This window comes from Rhizobium sp. BK529, assembly GCF_014194105.1.
Classification (GTDB): Bacteria; Pseudomonadota; Alphaproteobacteria; order Rhizobiales; family Rhizobiaceae; genus Rhizobium.
Window position 1 is genome coordinate 1,427,008 of sequence record NZ_JACIAU010000001.1, and the last position, 17,011, is coordinate 1,444,018.

Consider the following 17,011-nt stretch of genomic DNA (forward strand, 5'->3'; position numbering starts at 1 on the left):
TTTCGAAAAGCACGATGCTTAGATTCAAAGAGTTAGAGCGTCGCTTTGTGCGTCCGAATGGATGCAAGGCGCTCCAGTCAGAGGAGCGACCAGCCATGGACAATGCCGGCATCGAGGAAATGTTTCAGTCGCTTGGTCCCGTCACCATCAAACGCATGTTCGGCGGCAAGGGCATCTATCATCTCGGCCGTATCCTGGCGCTCGAAGTGCGAGACGAAATCCTGCTGAAGGCCGATGAGAAGAGCGCGCCAGAATTTGCGGCGGCGGGTGCCAGCCAGTGGTTTTACGAGGGCAAGAAGGGCGCGCCGGTAAAGATGCCTTACTGGAGCATTCCGGAAGAAGCCTATGACGATCCCGATATCATGGCCCGATGGGTGCGGCTTGCCTATGAGGCGGCGTTGCGCGCCGAATGATCAGCGCAATTCGCCCGCCGGAAGGCTGGCAATCGCTGCTCTGGTGAAGGCCGACAAAGGCTCCGGCAGGTCGGCAAGGCCGAACCAGCCGAAATCCGAAAGCTTGTCCGGCTCGGTCAACTGCGGCTCGCCCGTTACGTCGCGGGCGATGTAGAGCAGGGAAATCCAGTGCTGGCGGTCGGCTTCGATGATCTGCTCGGTCAGGCCTATGCGTTCGATACGGCCGATCGCGAGGCCGGTTTCCTCTTCCGCCTCGCGGCGCGCAGCCTCTTCGGCCGGCTCCATATGATCAACCTTGCCGCCGACGATATTCCAGTAGCCGGCTTCAGGCGGACGGATGCGCTTGTAGAGAAGGATCTTGCCGTCGCGCAAAATCACCAGGCCTACACCGAAGCCTGGGAAGTCGATGCCGGGCTTGCCCATGGGGCACTCAGATCTTGGCGTTGGCGGCAATCAGCATGAAGGCAGGGATATCGTCGCCGAAACCAATGGGCGTGGGGCCGTCATCATTGTCGCGATGGCGGCGGCGATCGCGGCTGTCGTCGTTCGCGGGGTAAGGCCGATTGCCGCGCGCGTTGTTCTGCGGCTTCTGTTCTGCTTTGCGCTCGTTCTTCACGCTGGCGGCCCTTGCTACTGCTTCCACGACTTCTGCACCATTATCTTCGGCGTTGATATCAGATTTATGACTCGAAGACCGACGCTCGCGGCCACGATCCTTATCCCGCTCACGACCCTTGCCGCGACGAGGAGAACGCTCGCTGTCACGGCTTTCTTCGGCCGGCGGCAGGGCGGAGAGGTCGCCGTTCAGCCATTCGACCTTTTCGCCGATCAGCTTTTCGATCGCGTCGGCATATTTTTGGTCGTGGCGGGTGACGATAGTGAAGGAAGCGCCGGAACGGCCGGCACGGCCGGTGCGGCCGATGCGGTGAACATAATCTTCCGAATGGATCGGCACGTCGAAATTAAAGACGTGGCTGACATCGGGAATATCGAGGCCGCGGGCGGCGACGTCGGAAGCGACGAGCAGCTTGATGTTGCCGTCCTTGAAGTTGGCGAGCATTGTCATGCGCGAGCGCTGGTCCATGTCGCCATGGAGCGCGCCAACGGAGAAACCGTGACGGTCTAGCGAACGGAAGAGTTCGGCGACATCCTTCTTGCGGTTGCAGAAGATGATCGCGTTCTTGAGGTCTTCCTGGGCGCGGATCAGATCGCGCAGCACGGCGCGCTTCTCGTAATCCTTACCGTGCGAGGCGACGAAACGCTGCACGATGGTGCTCGACGCCGAAGCCGGCTTGGAGACTTCGATACGCTCAGGGTTCTGCAGGAAGCGGTCCGCAAGCTTCTGGATTTCCGGCGGCATGGTGGCCGAGAAGAACAGCGTCTGGCGGGTGAAGGGGATCAGCTTGGCGATGCGCTCGATATCGGGGATGAAGCCCATGTCGAGCATGCGGTCTGCTTCGTCGATGACGAGGATTTCAACGCCGCTCATCAGAAGCTTGCCGCGTTCGAAATGGTCAAGAAGGCGGCCGGGGGTGCAGATCAAGACGTCTGCGCCACGCTCGAGCTTACGGTCCTGCTCTTCGAAGGAAACGCCGCCGATCAGCAGGGCGACGTTCAAGCGGTGATTCTTGCCGTATTTCTCGAAGTTTTCGGCAACCTGGGCAGCCAGTTCGCGGGTCGGCTCCAGGATCAGCGTGCGCGGCATACGGGCACGGGCGCGGCCTTTTTCCAGAAGCGACAGCATGGGAAGAACGAAAGATGCCGTCTTGCCGGTGCCGGTCTGCGCGATACCGCAAATATCGCGGCGCTCAAGCGCGAAAGGGATTGCCCCGGCCTGAATGGGGGTGGGGGTCGTATAGCCCGCATCGGTAACAGCGGAGAGCACTTTGGGGCTCAAACCAAGGTCAGCAAATGTCGTCAAAGGGAAAACTGTTTCCGTTTCGTTCGGCCGGTCTCTGGCGAGTCGGCAGGATTGCATGCCGCAATGGTGGGCGACATAGTCCTAAACGGCCGGCAAGTCAAGGGAGAGCGTCTCCACCCCAGGTAGCGAGGTGAAGCATTCGTTACCGCGACCGGCTATTTTATATAAGTGGCAAGTTTAAGGCCGGCATTCATGAAATAAATCGGATCGACGGCGTGTCCATCCTGCCGCACTTCGTAATGCAAATGCGTGCCGGTGGAACGGCCGGTGCTGCCGGCAAGTCCGATCACATCGTTGCGGTCTACGGTGTCGCCAACCTTGACCAGAATTTCAGACATATGGCCATAGCGCGTCGAAATGCCATTGCCGTGATCGACCTCGACCATATTACCGTAGCCGCCGGTCCAGCCGGCAGCGATCACCTTGCCGGGCGCAGTGGGACGGACCCTTTCGCCGGGCGAGAAACGGAAGTCGATGCCCGAATGCAGGGCAAGGCGGCCGAGGAACGGATCGCGCCGGTTGCCGAAGGGGCTGGTGATTTCCTTGCCAACAGCCGGATTGCGGAACGGCAGGGACTCGGCAGTGCTACGCACCGCTTCCAGCCGCGTCAGCGCGCTGTCGAGCTGCACCAGAGAATTGTTGAAGTCGTCGTTGCTTTCAGGCTCGACATAGGGACCGCCGACGGCGTCTTCGTCCTCTTTCGCCGCTGATGTCTCCGACGGGACCGGGATATGGAAGCGGCCGAGCACGCCTTCGATCGCATCGGCGGCACTGCCGGCGTCACTCGTCAGTTGGTCGACGCGGCTCTTCTGATCCTGTTCGACATTCTTCAGCGAGAGAGTGACCTTAGAAAAGATGCGGTCGGCACGGTCGCCGACCGTTTCCTCCGATGGAACATAGGCGAGGGTGGAATTGTCGGGAGCGCCGGCATCAGCCGGCTTGTTATCGCCTGCCAGAAGCTTGTCGATCGCCTGCACGCCGCCGGAAAGCGACGCACGTTTGTCCTTGATGTCAGGCGCATAGGCCTGCGCCGGCACGTCTACGGTAGGCGCCTCCTTGCCCGTCAGGCCAGAGCTTTCGGCGCGGTCGAGCAGGTTGTCGAGCTTCCCATGACGCGAGGTCAGCGCCATCTGCTGCTCCATGAGCTTGTCAACCTTGTCCTCGACGACCTGCTGATCGAGAAGCTGGCGGGATGTGATGCGGTCGACCTGTGCACGCAGTGCCGCGATGCGGTCTTCATAATCGTGCTGCATGCGTGCCTGCCGGGCCATGGTCGCGCCAATCAGGTCGTCGCGCAGGACAAGGTAGGAGGTGGCGAGCAGATAACCGATTGCGAAGACCCCAACGAAGCAGAAGGCCAGCGCCGCCATCCACGGCTTCACCGTCATGTGGCGCACCTTGTCGCCGCTGGCGAGAATGAGGACATACTCCTGTGCCCTCTTGCCGAATACCCGACTGTGATGTCCGCTCGTCACGGAGGGTCTCCCAAAGATTCGCTTTTCAGCGCCCGCCTCATTGGGAAACGATTACATACATTTATGGTTAATAGTCGGTTTACGCAGCCCTGTTGGAGCTTGGCGGTCAGCTTTGGCTGGTCGACGTCAGCGCGCGGTAAAAGGAGGGCGTCAGCCCGGCTTCGGCGCGCGCCACATCATTGAACGGAGCCTTCAGCGGACTGCGGAAATTGGCACGCACCAGCTCCTGGAATGTCCTTGCCGGATCGCGTTTTTCACGGGCGCAGAGGAAGCGGAACCATTTGGCGCCGACGGCAACATGGCCCTTTTCGTCGTTATAGATCACATCCAGAACCGCGGCACTTTCGAGATCGCCGGTCTCACGCATCTTGGCCTGCAGCGACGGTGTGACATCGAGGCCGCGGGCTTCGAGGATCAGCGGCACGACGGCAAGCCGTGCCGTGAGAGCGTTGCGTGTCGAATGCGCCGCCTGCCAGAGACCGTCATGGGCGGGAAGGTCACCATAGTCGGCGCCGAGATCGTTGAGCCGCTTGCGCACCATACGGAAGTGCTTGGCCTCTTCGTAAGCCACCTGCATCCAGCCGTCAAAGAAGGAGTTTGGTACATGGGCGGAGGCGAATCGCGCCACGATATCGAGCGCCAGATCGACGGCGTTAAGCTCGATATGGGCGATAGCATGCAACAACGCGATGCGACCGGGCAGGGTGTGCAGCGAGCGCTTCTCGACCTGGGTCGGGGGCACGAGAACCGGCTTCGCCGGGCGGCCGGGACGTTCCGGCAGAGGTGCGTCGAGCGGCGAGCGCAGGGAGATGCGACGGGCGAACCATCTGTCGGCGCTTTCCTGCGCCAGTTCCGTCTTGCGGTCGAGGTCGGCGGACCGGATCGCATCGATCGCGCCGCCGCGCAGCGAGGTGATCGTCATCACGCGGCCAGATTTCTCACGGCTTCCAGCACCGTTGCGGCATGACCCGGCACTCGAACCTTCTGCCATATGGTGGCGATGGTGCCGTCCTTGCGGATCAGGAAGGTCGTGCGCTCGACACCCATGAAGGTGCGCCCATACATTTTCTTCTCCTTCCACACGCCATAGGCCTGCAGCACGGTCTTCTCCTCGTCGGAGGCCAGAGCGACCGTCAGCTTGTGTTTCTTGATGAAGCGATCGTGGCACGCCGCCGAATCCGGCGACATGCCGACGACAGCAGCACCCGCTGCTGCGAAATCATCGGCAAGCGCTGTGAAATCCAGCGATTCGGTCGTGCAGCCCGTCGTATCATCCTTGGGGTAGAAGAACAGAACCACCGGCTTGCCATGGTAATCGGAAAGCGAAATGCGGCCGCCGCCATCGCGCGGGAGGCTGAAATCAGGAGCAACGGAGCCAATACCGGGAGCGGACATCACAGAACTTTCTTTTGCCGGGTTTAGGAGAGATACTATATCGAACGAACCGGTATATAGTGGACGACCCGGCGTCCCGCCCAGCTGTTTCAAACGAAATTGGGGCGATTCGAACAAGTTCAGGAGTTTCCCAACGCGCATGTCAGCCATCCGCGGCGAGAAGGTTACGTTCCGTAAGAAGGACATCGTCGCCTTGCATAACCTGCCTTCAGCGCAAGTTGAGGATCCTCTTATCGTGCACTGCCCGCCGCCGCGCTCGCGCGTTCGCCGCACGGCGAAGGCTACGGGCGGATTCTGCGCGGTCATCCTGTTCATCCTGGCGGCAATCGTTTTCACGATTGAAAGCGGGGTCATCGACGCGCCGCTGTCACAGCAGGCGCAGTCGGCGCTGAACAGCGCGCTCGGTCCACGCTACCGAGCCGAAGTCGGCTCCACCGCCATCCGCTTCACCTCAGGGCTGCGGCTGGCGCTGGAAGCGCGCGACGTCAACATGGTCGACCAGCAAAGCGGCCAGCATCTTTCCACGACATCGTCCATGCGTATGGCGCTCGATCCGCTGCAGCTCTTCCGCGGCCGGATCGCTGTGACATCGTTGGAAGCTGACGACATTGCGCTGGATACCTCGCTGCTTCCCTCCGGTAATCCGGTGAAGCTTGACGATCTCAGGGTCGATGCCATTCCAGCGGCCGCGGAAACGATCTTCTCGCATCTCGACATTTTCGAGACCTTCGTCGAGCGGGGCGGCACCGACACGGTGCGCATTTCAGGCATCGACATCAAGCTGGCAGATACAGCGAACGGGCCGGTTTCGCTTGTCGTGGACAATCTCGCCTTCGAACGTGTCGGGCCGAACTCGCTGCAGCTGAACGGCGAGATTTCCATCAATGGTGAGACAGCTAATCTCAATGTCGTCACCGAGCAGGCAGGCGGACGGGCATCCAGGCTCGTCGCGACACTGTCGCATGCCGACCTGACACCCTTTGCACTCAAGCGCAACGAACAGGGCGAGATCCGCCAGGGTCTCAACACGTTCGGCGATCTCACCATCTCCGCGGTCAGGGCCGCCGACGGCGTCAAGCCGTCGCTCGATGCGGCGCTCAGACTCGATCCGGGTCTCATCTATGTCGACGGCGACTCTCAGGAGCTGACGGACGGGCAACTCAACCTTGCCTATGATTTTGACAAGCAGACGCTCGAGATCGCCAAATCGCAGCTGCATCTTGGCGCGACCATACTGCCGTTCAGCGGCGCGCTGATCGATCTCGACAAGCTCGACCCCAATGCCGGCAAAGGCTTCGGTATCGACGCACTGATCAGCGGCGGCACGGCAGCACCCAATTCCGGCGAGCAGCCGCTTTCCTTCGACCTTCAGGCGACCGGACGCTATCTCGTCGCCGGGCGCGAATTCCAGTTCACCAACATGGTGGCTTCCTCGCCGCTCGGTTCCCTCTATGGGGCGCTGCATATACGGCTGAATGAAAAATCGCCGGAAATCAGCTTTGCCGGTCAGTCGCAGCAGATGCAGACGACGGCGGTCAAGCAGCTCTGGCCATTCTGGATGGCATCCAAAGCGCGGGTCTGGGTGCTCGCAAACCTCTTCGGCGGCACGGTAACCGACGCCTCAATTTCCGTCTACATTCCGCCAGGGCGTCTGGATGAGGCGGCGGGAGGACGCGGTCTACGGCTGGATGAAAACCAGCTCCGCATTGCCTTCGATATTGCCGGCGCACGCATGAATGTGGCAGGCGATATTCCGCCGGTGCGGGATACAGCGGCGCATTTCGACCTGACGGGCGGAAAGGCGACGATCTCACTCAAAAGCGGCACCTCTTATTTCCAATCCGGGCGTGCGGTAGCGCTGCAGCCGGGTACCTTCATAATGCCGTCAGTCTACGACAAGCCGCTGATGGCCGATGCCGACATTTTCGTTTCAGGCTCAGCCGATGCAGTAGGCGAGCTTTTGACCTACAAGCCGATCAAGGTTCTGCAGCGCGCAGGTTTCGTGCCCGACGACCTCAAGGGCAATATCGAGGCGCATGTGCAGGCGCATTTCGGCCTGCTCTCCTCGCAGAACCCGCCGCCGCCTGAGTGGAAGGCGCAGATGAAGCTCACCGATGTCGCGCTCGCCAAGCCGTTTTCAGGGCGTGTCATCACCGATCTCGACGGTATGCTCGATGCCGATCCGCAGCAGGTGAACGTCAAGGGAAAGGCTGCCATCGACGGCGTTTCCGCCGATATCGATATGTTGGAGCCCGTCGACAAGTCTTCCGGCATCGAGCCGCAGCGCGTGATTACGGCAACACTCAACGGCGAGCAGCGCGACAGGCTGCTGCCTGGCCTGTCCGATATCCTCGGCGGCAGCGTCAAGATGGTGCTGACACGCCTTGATGAAGACCGGCAGGACGTGCAGCTCGATCTCGGAAAGGCATCGCTCGATCTGCCCTGGATTGGCTGGTCGAAGGGCAGCGGCATTCCCGCTAATGCCGAATTCGAGGTTTCAGGTCCGGCTGACAACACGCAGATCAAGAATTTCCGCCTGAAAGGGGATGGCTTTGGAGCAACCGGGGCGCTCGCCATCGGCAAGAGCGGCCTGATCTCGGCAGATTTCGACAGCGTAAAGCTGTCTTCGGTCGATGATTTCGGGCTGTCGCTGAAGCGCAGCAAGGGCGGCTTCGATATTTCCGTCTCCGGCGCCAGCGCAGACGCACGGCCGATCATCGCTCGGCTGAAATCAGATTCGAGCAGCGGCGACGGCAGCGACAGCAGCAGCGTCACCGTGAAGGCGAAACTGCAGAAGATCATCGGCTTCAACGACGAACAGATTGGCAATTTCCAGGCGCAGATCGCCATGAGCGGCAGCCGGCTGCAGTCACTGAATTTCTCCGGCATCACCGATAGTGGCGAGGCGGTCGTCAGCAAGATGCAAGGCGGCGGCGTCATCAACATCACCAGCGGCGATGCCGGCTCCGTCTCGCGTTTCGCCGATCTCTACCAGCATATGCAGGGTGGCCTGCTCAACCTGGCGATTCGCCTCGGTGCCGGCGGCGGCTGGGACGGCTCGCTCGATGTGCGCCGCTTCTCGATCATCAACGAACAGCGGCTGCGGTCCATCGTCTCGACGCCGGTTGGATCGGATCAACGCAGCCTGAGCGAGGCGGTCAAACGCGACATCGATACGTCCTCGCAGCACTTCCAGCGCGGCTTTGCCCGCGTCGTCTCACGCGGCGGAGCAGTCTCCATCGAAAACGGCGTACTGCGCGGCGACCAGATCGGCGCCACCTTCCAAGGCGTGGTGCGCGATGCGAGAGGCAACATGGACATGACCGGCACCTTCATGCCGGCTTACGGCCTCAACCGGCTGTTTGCCGAATTGCCGCTGATCGGCGTCATCCTTGGCAATGGTTCGGACCGCGGCCTGATCGGCATTACCTTCAAGCTGACCGGCAAGTTCGACCAGCCGAACCTGCAGATCAATCCGCTCTCGGTGATAGCGCCCGGCGTCTTCCGGCAGATTTTCGAGTTCCAGTAAATCGCGGATGCTCCAATGAAGAGCTCGATCCTGATCAGGCCCTATAGGCCCACAGATAGCGATGCGACGATCGAGATTTTTCTGCGCGCCATCCGCGAGGTCTCCTCGAAAGACTATTCGCCCGACCAGATCAATGCCTGGGCGCAGGTGGAAGATCCTGCCAAATGGGCCGAGCGCAGGATCAGCCGCCCGGCCTGGATTGCGGAGATTGGCGGCAAGCCAGTCGGCTTCTCCGATCTCACGCCCGACGGCTGCCTCGACATGATGTTCGTGCATCCAGAATTTCAGGGGCTCGGCGTTGCTGGCCGCCTACTGACGCGCGTTGAGGAAGAGGCGCGGCGATTGGGAATGGAGCGGATCTACACGCAAGCCAGCCTGACGGTGCGGCCATTTTTCGAGCGCAAGGGATTCCGGGTCTTCACACGGCAAACCGTCGAACGGCGCGGGCAGCGGCTCGATAATTTCGTGATGGAGAAATTCTACTCACGGTGCTGCTGAGCTTTCGGCTCAAGGCAGACAAGCAAAAAGCCGGCGCGAAGGCCGGCTTTTTGCTTTGTATCCTTGTGCGGCTCAGGCTGCGCGGCGGATCAGAATGTGCTTCTTCTTGCCGAGCGACAGCTTGATGACGCCATCCGCCGTGATTTCGCCGCTGCCGATGACCTTGCGCTCGTCGCTGACGGCTTGGTCGTTGATACGCACGGCACCGCCCTGAACGTGTCGGCGGGCTTCACCGTTCGAGGCGGCGAGACCAGCGCGCACAATCAGGGAGAGCAGGCCGATGCCGGCGTCCAATTCGGAGGCGGGAACGTCGACGGAGGGGAGGTTCTCGGAAAGGCCGCCTTCTTCGAAAGTCTTGCGGGCCGTTTCGGCCGCCTGCTCGGCGGCTTCACGGCCGTGCAGGATCGCCGTGACTTCGGTCGCCAAAATCTTCTTGACCTCGTTGATTTCGGAGCCGGCAAGGGCGGAAAGGCGAGCGATCTCATCCATCGGCAGCGTGGTGTAGAGCTTCAGGAAGCGCGAGACGTCGGCATCCTCGGTGTTGCGCCAGTACTGCCAGAAATCATAGGCCGAGAGCATGTCGGCATTCAGCCAGACCGCGCCCGTCGCAGACTTGCCCATCTTGGCGCCGGAAGAGGTGGTCAGCAGTGGCGAGGTCAGCGCATAGAGCTGTTTTGTCCCCATGCGGTGACCGAGATCGATGCCGTTGACGATGTTGCCCCACTGGTCGGAACCGCCCATCTGCAGACGGCAATCATAGCGCTTGGCAAGTTCGACGAAGTCGTAGGCCTGGAGGATCATGTAATTGAATTCCAGGAAGGACAGCGACTGCTCGCGATCAAGGCGTGTCTTGACGCTGTCGAAGGACAGCATGCGGTTGACCGAGAAATGCCTGCCGACATCGCGCAGGAACTCGAGGTAGTTCAGCGAGCGCAGCCATTCGGCATTGTTGATCATCAGCGCGTCCTTCGGACCTTCACCATAGGTGAGGTAGTTGGAGAAGACGCGCTTGATGGAGGCAATGTTACCTTCGATCGTATCGACGGTCATCATCTGGCGGGCTTCCTCCTTAAAGGAGGGGTCGCCGACCATGCCGGTGCCGCCGCCCATCAGCGAAATGGCGCGATGGCCGGTCTTCTGCATCCAGTGCAGCATCATGATCTGGATGAGCGATCCGGCATGCAGGCTAGGCGCAGTCGGATCGAAGCCGATATAGGCCGTCACGGTTTCCTTGGCGAAGAGGTCGTCGAGGCCGCGTTCATCGGAGATCTGATGAATGAAGCCGCGCTCTTGCAGCGTGCGGAGGAAATCGGACTTGAACTCGGACATGGGCTTCGTCTCTTGAACGTCGAACGGGATTTGGAATTGACGCTTGTTGAACCGTCGCGGCGCGTTTAGCACTGTTTTTCCCAAAGTGCATCCGGGAATCGCATGAAAGGCTCGCGGCGCAATGGATATCGTCAGGACTGCGATCGGCTTGATGAGCGGCACCTCGATGGACGGCATCGATGTGGCATTGCTCAGGACAGACGGGCGAGGCTTCATCGAACGCGGCGCTTTTTTGGGCGTGCCCTATGATGGCGGTTTTCGCGAGCGACTGAAGCGCGCGCTCGATCTGGCGCGGCCGCTGACGGATCGTGCTGCACGGCCGGACGAACTTCGGCAGATCGAGATTGAACTCACCGAACGTCATGCGGATGCCTTGACGGCATTTCTCGATAAATTCGGGCTCGGCAAAGACGAGATCGACGTGCTCGGCTTCCACGGTCAAACGGTGCTGCACCGGCCGGATGATGCGCTGACGATCCAGATCGGCGACGGAGCGCTGCTGGCCGAGCGATCGGGCATTCCTGTTGTCTGTGATATGCGCGCCAATGACATGGTGCACGGCGGGCAGGGCGCGCCGCTGGTGCCAGCCTATCATGCCGCACTCGCCGGCCGGTTCCAGAGGGACGGGCAGAGCGTCTGCTTCGTCAATATCGGCGGCATCTCCAACCTCACCTATATCGGCGCGGAAGGACGCATCGCCGCCTTCGACAGCGGCCCCGGCAATACCTTGATCGATCAGTGGGTGGAGATGCAGACTGGCCAGACCTTCGATCCTGGCGGCAAGATCGCCGGCCGTGGGCAGGTGGTGCCTGATATCGCAGCCCGTTATCTCGGCAGCCCATTCTTCGGCGGCAATATCCGCCGCTCGCTCGACCGCGGCGATTTCAGGCCACTTGCCGATGGCGAGGCGAGCCTCGAGGATGGCGCTCGCACGCTGGCGCATGTCGCCGCTGCCTCTATCATCAAATCCGCCTCCTATCTGCCGGAAAATCCGTCCGTCTATATCGTCTGCGGCGGCGGACGGCTGAATGGTACGATCATGGCGGAGTTTGCCGATATGGCTGCCAGGAATCGTTCATCGGTCATGAGCGCCGAACAGGCCGGTTTTGACGGCGATGCCATGGAAGCGGAAGCCTGGGCCTATCTTGCCGTGCGCTCGCTGGAAGGCCTGCCGCTCACCTATCCCGGCACGACGGGCGTCAGTCATCCAGTCACTGGCGGTGTGTTAGCGGAGCCGGTGCGATGAGCGGCGAGGTCATTTTCGAAACGCCGCGCCTTGTCGCCCAAATGTGGGAAGACGGTGATGCCGATCTGATCCACGATCTGCATTTAACGATCGAGACAACGCGCTACATGTCCGGCGCCGCATCCTGGTCACGCGAAAAGGCGGAGGAACGGCTGCGGTCCTATCTCACCGAGCAGGCACGCGACGGCACCACGAAATACAAAATGCTTAGCCGCGAGGACGGCCGTTATATCGGGCGTGCCGGCATATCGCTCTTTCATACCGGCGAATACGAGCTTGGTTATGCCTTCTACGCCCGCGAATGGGGCAAGGGCTATGCGACGGAGATCGCGGCAGGTCTCGCCGACTGGTTCTTTGCCAAGGGGATTGCGCAGCATTTCGTCGCCTTCACCCACCCCGACAATCTTGTCTCACAGCACATTTTGAAAAAGATCGGCATGCGGGAGCGCGGGCCGATCTTTATCGAAGGTGTTCAGGGTGTGGAATTCGAGATAACGGCCGCCATGCGGCAGGCCGTTACCTGATTCGCTTTGCTGCCGGCTCCGGCACCAGTTCGCCGTTGAGGCGGCGGTCGAGATAGTCCTCACACTCGGCCATCAGCGTTTCCACCTGGCCATTGAAGAAGTGATTGGCACCTGGCACCGTGCGATGGGTGATAAGGATACCCTTCTGGGTCTTCAGCTTCTCGACGAGGCCGTTGACATCCTTTTCCGGTGCCACCTTGTCCGCTTCGCCATTGATGATCAGGCCGGAAGACGGGCAGGGCGCCAGGAACGAAAAGTCGTAGGTGTTCGGCTGCGGCGCGATCGACATGAAGCCTTCGATTTCCGGACGGCGCATCAGAAGCTGCATGCCAATCCAGGCGCCGAAGGAATAGCCGGCAACCCAGCAGGTCTTCGAATCAGGATGCAGGCTCTGCACCCAGTCGAGGGCGGAGGCGGCATCCGAAAGTTCGCCAGCGCCATGGTCGAATTCGCCCTGGCTGCGACCGATTCCGCGGAAATTGAAGCGCAGTGTCGTAAAACCGCGCTTCTGGAACATGTAGAAGAGTTGGTAGACGATCTGGTTGTTCATCGTGCCACCAAACTGCGGGTGCGGGTGCAGAATGACGGCAATCGGTGCGCTTTTTTCCTTGGAGGGCTGGTAACGACCTTCAAGACGGCCGGCTGGGCCGTTGAAAATAACTTCGGGCATCGGTACTCCGGGTTTTATTTCGCGTTCGCACCACGTTTGGCGACAACATGACTTGACGACAGTTGTCAACTTTTCTAAAACGCAGTTTAGAACAATTCGAAACTTGCATGGCAATCCACGCAGCGTGGAACGTGTCATACGGCAAGCCCGGCGGAAATTTCAAGGAAAATGCGCCGCCACGCCAGAGCAAGCTCGTCAAGCGCAGGACCAAAGACAATGGCGCCGTCACGCCTTTATCTCGATTGGAACGCGACATCGCCGATGCATCCCGCGGCGCGTGAAGCCGTCATGCGCGCCGTGGATATCTTCGGCAATCCCAATTCCGTGCATGGCGAGGGCCGTGCTGCGCGCGCAGCCATCGAGGGCGCGCGCCGCAAGGTGGCGCTACTGACCGGCACCGACCCGGCCAACGTTGTCTTTACGAGCGGCGCGACGGAAGCTGCCAATATGGTTCTCACGCCTGATTTCAGCATGGGCCGCACGCCACTGAAACTCGGCCGTCTCTATCATTCCGCCGTCGAGCATCTGGCTGTCCGCGAGGGCGGCCGGTTCCCGAAGGACAAGACGACCGAGGTACCGGTGACGGATGCCGGCATCGTCGACCTGAAGGCGCTTGCAGCACTTCTCGACGCTCATGACAAGGCGACGGGCCTGCCTATGGTGGCGATCATGTTCGTCAACAACGAGACGGGCATCGTCCAGCCTGTCGAAGAAGCAGCCAGGATCGTGCGCGCCCATGGCGGGCTCTTCGTCGTCGATGCCGTGCAGGCGGCCGGCCGTCTGCCGATCGAGATCGAGCGCATCGGCGCGGATTTCATGATCATCTCCTCCCACAAGATCGGCGGTCCGAAGGGTGCAGGGGCGCTGATTGCCCGTGGCGAGGCGTTGATGCCGAAGGCGTTGATCCGTGGCGGCGGACAGGAAAAGGGTCACCGCTCGGGGACGCAGAATTCACTGGCGCTAATCGGCTTCGGGGCAGCGGCGGAAGCCGTGACGCAGAATATCGAGGAACGGAACGCTGCGATTGCAGCACTGCGCGACCGGCTGGAAGCCGGCATGCGCGCTGCAGCGCCCGATGTCATCATTCACGGCGCCAGTGGTCCGCGTGTCGCCAATACCATCTTCTTCACGCTTCCCTGCCTGAAGGCGGAAACCGGCCAGATTGCCTTCGATCTCGAAGGTGTGGCGCTTTCGGCGGGCTCCGCCTGCTCCTCCGGCAAGGTCGGTGAAAGCCATGTGCTAATGGCGATGGGGTGCGACCCGAAGCTCGGGGCCTTGCGCATGTCGCTCGGTTTTTCGACGACGGAAGAAGACGTGGATCGGGCGATTGCCGCCTTTGCGAAAATTGCCTCTCGGCGAAAGCCGGCGGGCGAGGCGGCCTGAACGCCTCATATAATCTTGCGGAAACGCAATTTTCTGCTTGCTATCAGGGCTGAAAAGTCCCTTTTGGCCGCTTATATCAGGGGCAAAAGAAAATTGCCCGCACGACAAGCTGCCGGACCTTTTCTCCGGCGAGATTGGAGAACGACATGCCTGCTGTCCAGGAAACAGTCGATCGCGTTCGTCAGATCGATGTGGACCAGTATAAATACGGCTTTGAAACCGTCATCGAAATGGACAAGGCACCCAAGGGCCTGTCCGAAGACATCATCCGCCTCATCTCCGCCAAGAAGCAGGAGCCGGAATGGATGCTCGAATGGCGCTTGGAAGCCTACAAGCGCTGGCTGACGATGGAAGAGCCGACCTGGGCCCGCGTCAACTATCCGAAGATCGATTTCAATGAGATCCACTATTATGCGGCACCGAAGAGCACTTCGGGTCCGAAGTCGCTGGACGAAGTCGATCCCGAAATCCTCAAGGTCTACGAAAAGCTCGGCATTCCGCTGAAGGAACAGGAAATTCTCGCCGGCGTCGAGAAGTCGAAAATCGCCGTCGATGCGGTCTTCGATTCCGTCTCGGTCGTGACGACCTTCAAGGAAGAGCTGAAGAAGGCCGGCGTGATTTTCATGTCGATCTCCGAAGCGATCCGCGAACATCCCGAACTGGTGCAGAAATATCTCGGTTCCGTCGTTCCGACGACCGACAACTATTATGCGACGCTGAACTCGGCGGTCTTCACCGACGGCTCCTTCGTCTTCGTGCCGAAGGGCGTGCGTTGCCCGATGGAGCTTTCTACTTATTTCCGTATCAACGAGAAGAATACCGGCCAGTTCGAGCGTACGCTGATCATCGCCGAGGAAGGCGCTTACGTGTCCTACCTCGAAGGCTGCACTGCGCCGCAGCGCGATGAGAACCAGCTACATGCCGCCGTGGTCGAGCTGATCGCGCTTGATGATGCCGAGATCAAGTATTCGACGGTCCAGAACTGGTATCCTGGCGACAAGGACGGCAAGGGCGGCATCTACAACTTCGTCACCAAGCGTGGCGATTGCCGTGGCGACCGCTCGAAGATCTCTTGGACGCAAGTCGAGACCGGTTCGGCAATTACCTGGAAATATCCGTCCTGCATCCTGCGCGGCGATGACTCCAGAGGCGAGTTCTATTCGATTGCCGTGTCCAACGGCCATCAGCAGATCGATAGTGGCACCAAGATGATCCATCTCGGCAAGAACACGTCGAGCCGCATCATCTCCAAGGGCATTGCTGCCGGTGTTTCGCAGAATACCTATCGCGGTCAGGTTTCGGCCCACCGGCGTGCCACGAACGCCCGCAACTTCACGCAGTGCGACTCCCTGCTCATCGGCGACAAGTGCGGCGCGCATACAGTGCCTTATATCGAGGCGAAGAATTCGACGGCGCAGTTCGAGCACGAGGCAACCACCTCGAAGATCTCCGAAGATCAGCTCTTCTATTGCCTGCAGCGCGGCATTCCCGAGGAAGCGGCGATCGCGCTGATCGTCAACGGCTTCGTCAAGGAAGTCCTGCAGGAACTGCCGATGGAATTCGCCGTCGAGGCGCAGAAGCTGATCAGCATTTCGCTGGAAGGCTCGGTCGGCTAAATACGGCTCCGTCATCCTCGGGCTTGTCCCGAGGATCTGCTGCGGCCGAAGGCCTCTGCGACGGATCGATGAAATCGAGAATATCTATCGGCCATATCCCAACACATGGGGGTGGAGCGATTACAATTGAAGGCTTAGATCCTCGAGACAAGCCCGAGGATGACGGATCGAGACCGGTGCGACGGTCAATTGGGTGGGTCTTTGAAACCTGCCGGATAACAGGAAAGAATAAAGATGCTTGAAATCAAGAACCTTCATGCCCGCATCGCCGAAGACGGCACCGAGATCATCCGTGGCCTGAACCTTAGCGTGAAGGCCGGCGAAGTTGCCGCCATCATGGGCCCGAACGGCTCCGGCAAGTCGACGCTCTCCTATATCCTCTCCGGCCGCGAAGACTATGAAGTGACCGAAGGCGATATCCTCTATAATGGTGAGAGCATCCTCGAGCTTGACGCTGCCGAACGTGCTGCCAAAGGTATCTTCCTGGCCTTCCAATATCCGGTCGAAATTCCAGGTGTTGCCACGATGCAGTTCCTGAAGGTTGCGATGAACGAGCAGCGCAAGGCGCGCGGTGAAGACGAGCTGACGACGCCGGATTTCATGCGGCGCGTCAAGGACGCTGCGGCCAAGCTGCAGATCAACCAGGATATGCTGAAGCGCCCGCTGAATGTCGGCTTCTCCGGCGGTGAAAAGAAGCGCGCCGAAATTCTGCAGATGGCACTGCTCGAGCCAAAGCTTTGCGTGCTCGACGAAACCGATTCCGGCCTCGACATCGACGCGCTGAAGATCGTTGCCGATGGCGTCAACGCGCTGCGTTCGCCCGATCGCGCTGTCGTCGTCATCACGCACTACCAGCGCCTGCTCGACTATATCGTGCCGGACACCGTCCACGTTCTCTACAAGGGCCAGGTGATCAAGTCCGGCGACAAGACGCTGGCGCATGAGCTGGAAGCCAACGGTTATGCCGATATCATCGGCGCCGCAGCCTGACCGTGGCGGAAAGGACGACGTC

General features: G+C 60.4%; 15 protein-coding genes. 8 read left to right on the top strand and 7 right to left on the bottom strand.

Annotated features, from left to right (window positions below):
* Nucleotides 1–95 precede the first annotated feature (95 nt).
* Nucleotides 96–413, top strand: a complete 318-nt coding sequence (locus FHX08_RS07245) for a TfoX/Sxy family protein (RefSeq protein ID WP_132651605.1) — start codon at nt 96–98, stop codon at nt 411–413.
* Here the strand turns inward: FHX08_RS07245 and FHX08_RS07250 are convergent, their stop codons facing one another.
* The 5 genes from FHX08_RS07250 to FHX08_RS07270 all read right to left on the bottom strand — a co-directional run bounded on the left by FHX08_RS07250 (nt 414) and on the right by FHX08_RS07270 (nt 5,204).
* Nucleotides 414–836 carry an NUDIX domain-containing protein gene (locus FHX08_RS07250; protein WP_132651604.1) on the bottom strand — a complete coding sequence of 141 codons (423 nt, stop codon included), beginning with the start codon at nt 834–836 and terminating at the stop codon, nt 414–416. It abuts the gene before it with no gap.
* Nucleotides 837–843: 7 nt separating this feature from the next.
* A complete protein-coding gene (locus FHX08_RS07255) occupies nt 844–2,391 on the bottom strand; it encodes a DEAD/DEAH box helicase (protein ID WP_184327059.1) in 1,548 nt (515 codons plus the stop codon).
* 98 nt (nt 2,392–2,489) lie between these two features.
* Complete coding sequence (locus tag FHX08_RS07260; protein WP_132651602.1) at nt 2,490–3,809, bottom strand: peptidoglycan DD-metalloendopeptidase family protein; 1,320 nt, start codon at nt 3,807–3,809, stop codon at nt 2,490–2,492.
* A 106-nt stretch (nt 3,810–3,915) separates the two neighbouring features.
* A complete protein-coding gene (locus tag FHX08_RS07265; protein ID WP_132651999.1) occupies nt 3,916–4,731 on the bottom strand; it encodes a ferritin-like domain-containing protein in 816 nt (271 codons plus the stop codon).
* Nucleotides 4,731–5,204 (bottom strand): peroxiredoxin, encoded by a 474-nt coding sequence (locus FHX08_RS07270; protein ID WP_132651998.1) that lies wholly within the window; start codon nt 5,202–5,204, stop codon nt 4,731–4,733. The genes FHX08_RS07265 and FHX08_RS07270 overlap by 1 nt, the downstream gene beginning before the upstream one ends.
* A gap of 139 nt (nt 5,205–5,343) precedes the next feature.
* Here FHX08_RS07270 and FHX08_RS07275 point away from each other — a divergent pair, with 139 nt between their 5' ends.
* Both FHX08_RS07275 and FHX08_RS07280 read left to right on the top strand, forming a co-directional pair.
* On the top strand, nt 5,344–8,733 hold the full coding sequence (locus FHX08_RS07275) for a DUF3971 domain-containing protein (RefSeq protein WP_132651601.1): 3,390 nt from the start codon (nt 5,344–5,346) through the stop codon (nt 8,731–8,733).
* Nucleotides 8,734–8,748: 15 nt separating this feature from the next.
* A complete protein-coding gene (locus FHX08_RS07280) occupies nt 8,749–9,231 on the top strand; it encodes a GNAT family N-acetyltransferase (RefSeq protein WP_132651600.1) in 483 nt (160 codons plus the stop codon).
* 72 nt (nt 9,232–9,303) lie between these two features.
* Here FHX08_RS07280 and tyrS read toward each other — a convergent pair whose 3' ends face one another.
* Entirely contained in the window at nt 9,304–10,560 is a 1,257-nt protein-coding gene (gene tyrS, locus FHX08_RS07285; RefSeq protein ID WP_132651599.1) for a tyrosine--tRNA ligase, read from the bottom strand.
* Between the two features lie 121 nt (nt 10,561–10,681).
* Here tyrS and FHX08_RS07290 point away from each other — a divergent pair, with 121 nt between their 5' ends.
* Together FHX08_RS07290 and FHX08_RS07295 are read left to right on the top strand one after the other, a co-directional pair.
* The gene (locus FHX08_RS07290) at nt 10,682–11,806 is read left to right on the top strand and encodes an anhydro-N-acetylmuramic acid kinase (RefSeq protein ID WP_132651598.1); all 1,125 of its coding nucleotides are present in this window, start codon (nt 10,682–10,684) and stop codon (nt 11,804–11,806) included.
* On the top strand, nt 11,803–12,330 hold the full coding sequence (locus FHX08_RS07295; protein ID WP_132651597.1) for a GNAT family N-acetyltransferase: 528 nt from the start codon (nt 11,803–11,805) through the stop codon (nt 12,328–12,330). Before FHX08_RS07290 ends, FHX08_RS07295 begins: the two co-directional genes overlap by 4 nt.
* Here FHX08_RS07295 and FHX08_RS07300 read toward each other — a convergent pair.
* Entirely contained in the window at nt 12,323–13,000 is a 678-nt protein-coding gene (locus FHX08_RS07300) for an alpha/beta hydrolase (protein WP_132651596.1), read from the bottom strand. The genes FHX08_RS07295 and FHX08_RS07300 overlap by 8 nt on opposite strands.
* Nucleotides 13,001–13,216: 216 nt before the next feature.
* On the opposite strand from FHX08_RS07300, the gene FHX08_RS07305 reads away from it, so the two are divergent.
* From FHX08_RS07305 to sufC, 3 genes are all read left to right on the top strand, one after another.
* Complete coding sequence (locus tag FHX08_RS07305; protein WP_184327060.1) at nt 13,217–14,383, top strand: cysteine desulfurase family protein; 1,167 nt, start codon at nt 13,217–13,219, stop codon at nt 14,381–14,383.
* A gap of 146 nt (nt 14,384–14,529) precedes the next feature.
* On the top strand, nt 14,530–15,999 hold the full coding sequence (sufB, locus tag FHX08_RS07310; protein ID WP_132651594.1) for a Fe-S cluster assembly protein SufB: 1,470 nt from the start codon (nt 14,530–14,532) through the stop codon (nt 15,997–15,999).
* 234 nt (nt 16,000–16,233) lie between these two features.
* Nucleotides 16,234–16,989, top strand: a complete 756-nt coding sequence (gene sufC, locus FHX08_RS07315; RefSeq protein ID WP_132651593.1) for a Fe-S cluster assembly ATPase SufC — start codon at nt 16,234–16,236, stop codon at nt 16,987–16,989.
* Nucleotides 16,990–17,011 lie beyond the last annotated feature (22 nt).

Bases quoted from the DNA above. Each gene is read 5' to 3' on its own strand.
- sufC (WP_132651593.1), top strand. From the start codon at position 16,234: ATGCTTGAAATCAAGAACCTTCATGCCCGCATCGCCGAAGACGGCACC.
- sufB (WP_132651594.1), top strand. From the start codon at position 14,530: ATGCCTGCTGTCCAGGAAACAGTCGATCGCGTTCGTCAGATCGATGTG.
- FHX08_RS07295 (WP_132651597.1), top strand. From the start codon at position 11,803: ATGAGCGGCGAGGTCATTTTCGAAACGCCGCGCCTTGTCGCCCAAATG.
- FHX08_RS07300 (WP_132651596.1), bottom strand. From the start codon at position 13,000: ATGCCCGAAGTTATTTTCAACGGCCCAGCCGGCCGTCTTGAAGGTCGT.
- FHX08_RS07305 (WP_184327060.1), top strand. From the start codon at position 13,217: ATGGCGCCGTCACGCCTTTATCTCGATTGGAACGCGACATCGCCGATG.
- FHX08_RS07280 (WP_132651600.1), top strand. From the start codon at position 8,749: ATGAAGAGCTCGATCCTGATCAGGCCCTATAGGCCCACAGATAGCGAT.
- FHX08_RS07250 (WP_132651604.1), bottom strand. From the start codon at position 836: ATGGGCAAGCCCGGCATCGACTTCCCAGGCTTCGGTGTAGGCCTGGTG.
- FHX08_RS07265 (WP_132651999.1), bottom strand. From the start codon at position 4,731: ATGACGATCACCTCGCTGCGCGGCGGCGCGATCGATGCGATCCGGTCC.
- tyrS (WP_132651599.1), bottom strand. From the start codon at position 10,560: ATGTCCGAGTTCAAGTCCGATTTCCTCCGCACGCTGCAAGAGCGCGGC.
- FHX08_RS07270 (WP_132651998.1), bottom strand. From the start codon at position 5,204: ATGTCCGCTCCCGGTATTGGCTCCGTTGCTCCTGATTTCAGCCTCCCG.
- FHX08_RS07245 (WP_132651605.1), top strand. From the start codon at position 96: ATGGACAATGCCGGCATCGAGGAAATGTTTCAGTCGCTTGGTCCCGTC.
- FHX08_RS07255 (WP_184327059.1), bottom strand. From the start codon at position 2,391: ATGCAATCCTGCCGACTCGCCAGAGACCGGCCGAACGAAACGGAAACA.
- FHX08_RS07275 (WP_132651601.1), top strand. From the start codon at position 5,344: ATGTCAGCCATCCGCGGCGAGAAGGTTACGTTCCGTAAGAAGGACATC.
- FHX08_RS07290 (WP_132651598.1), top strand. From the start codon at position 10,682: ATGGATATCGTCAGGACTGCGATCGGCTTGATGAGCGGCACCTCGATG.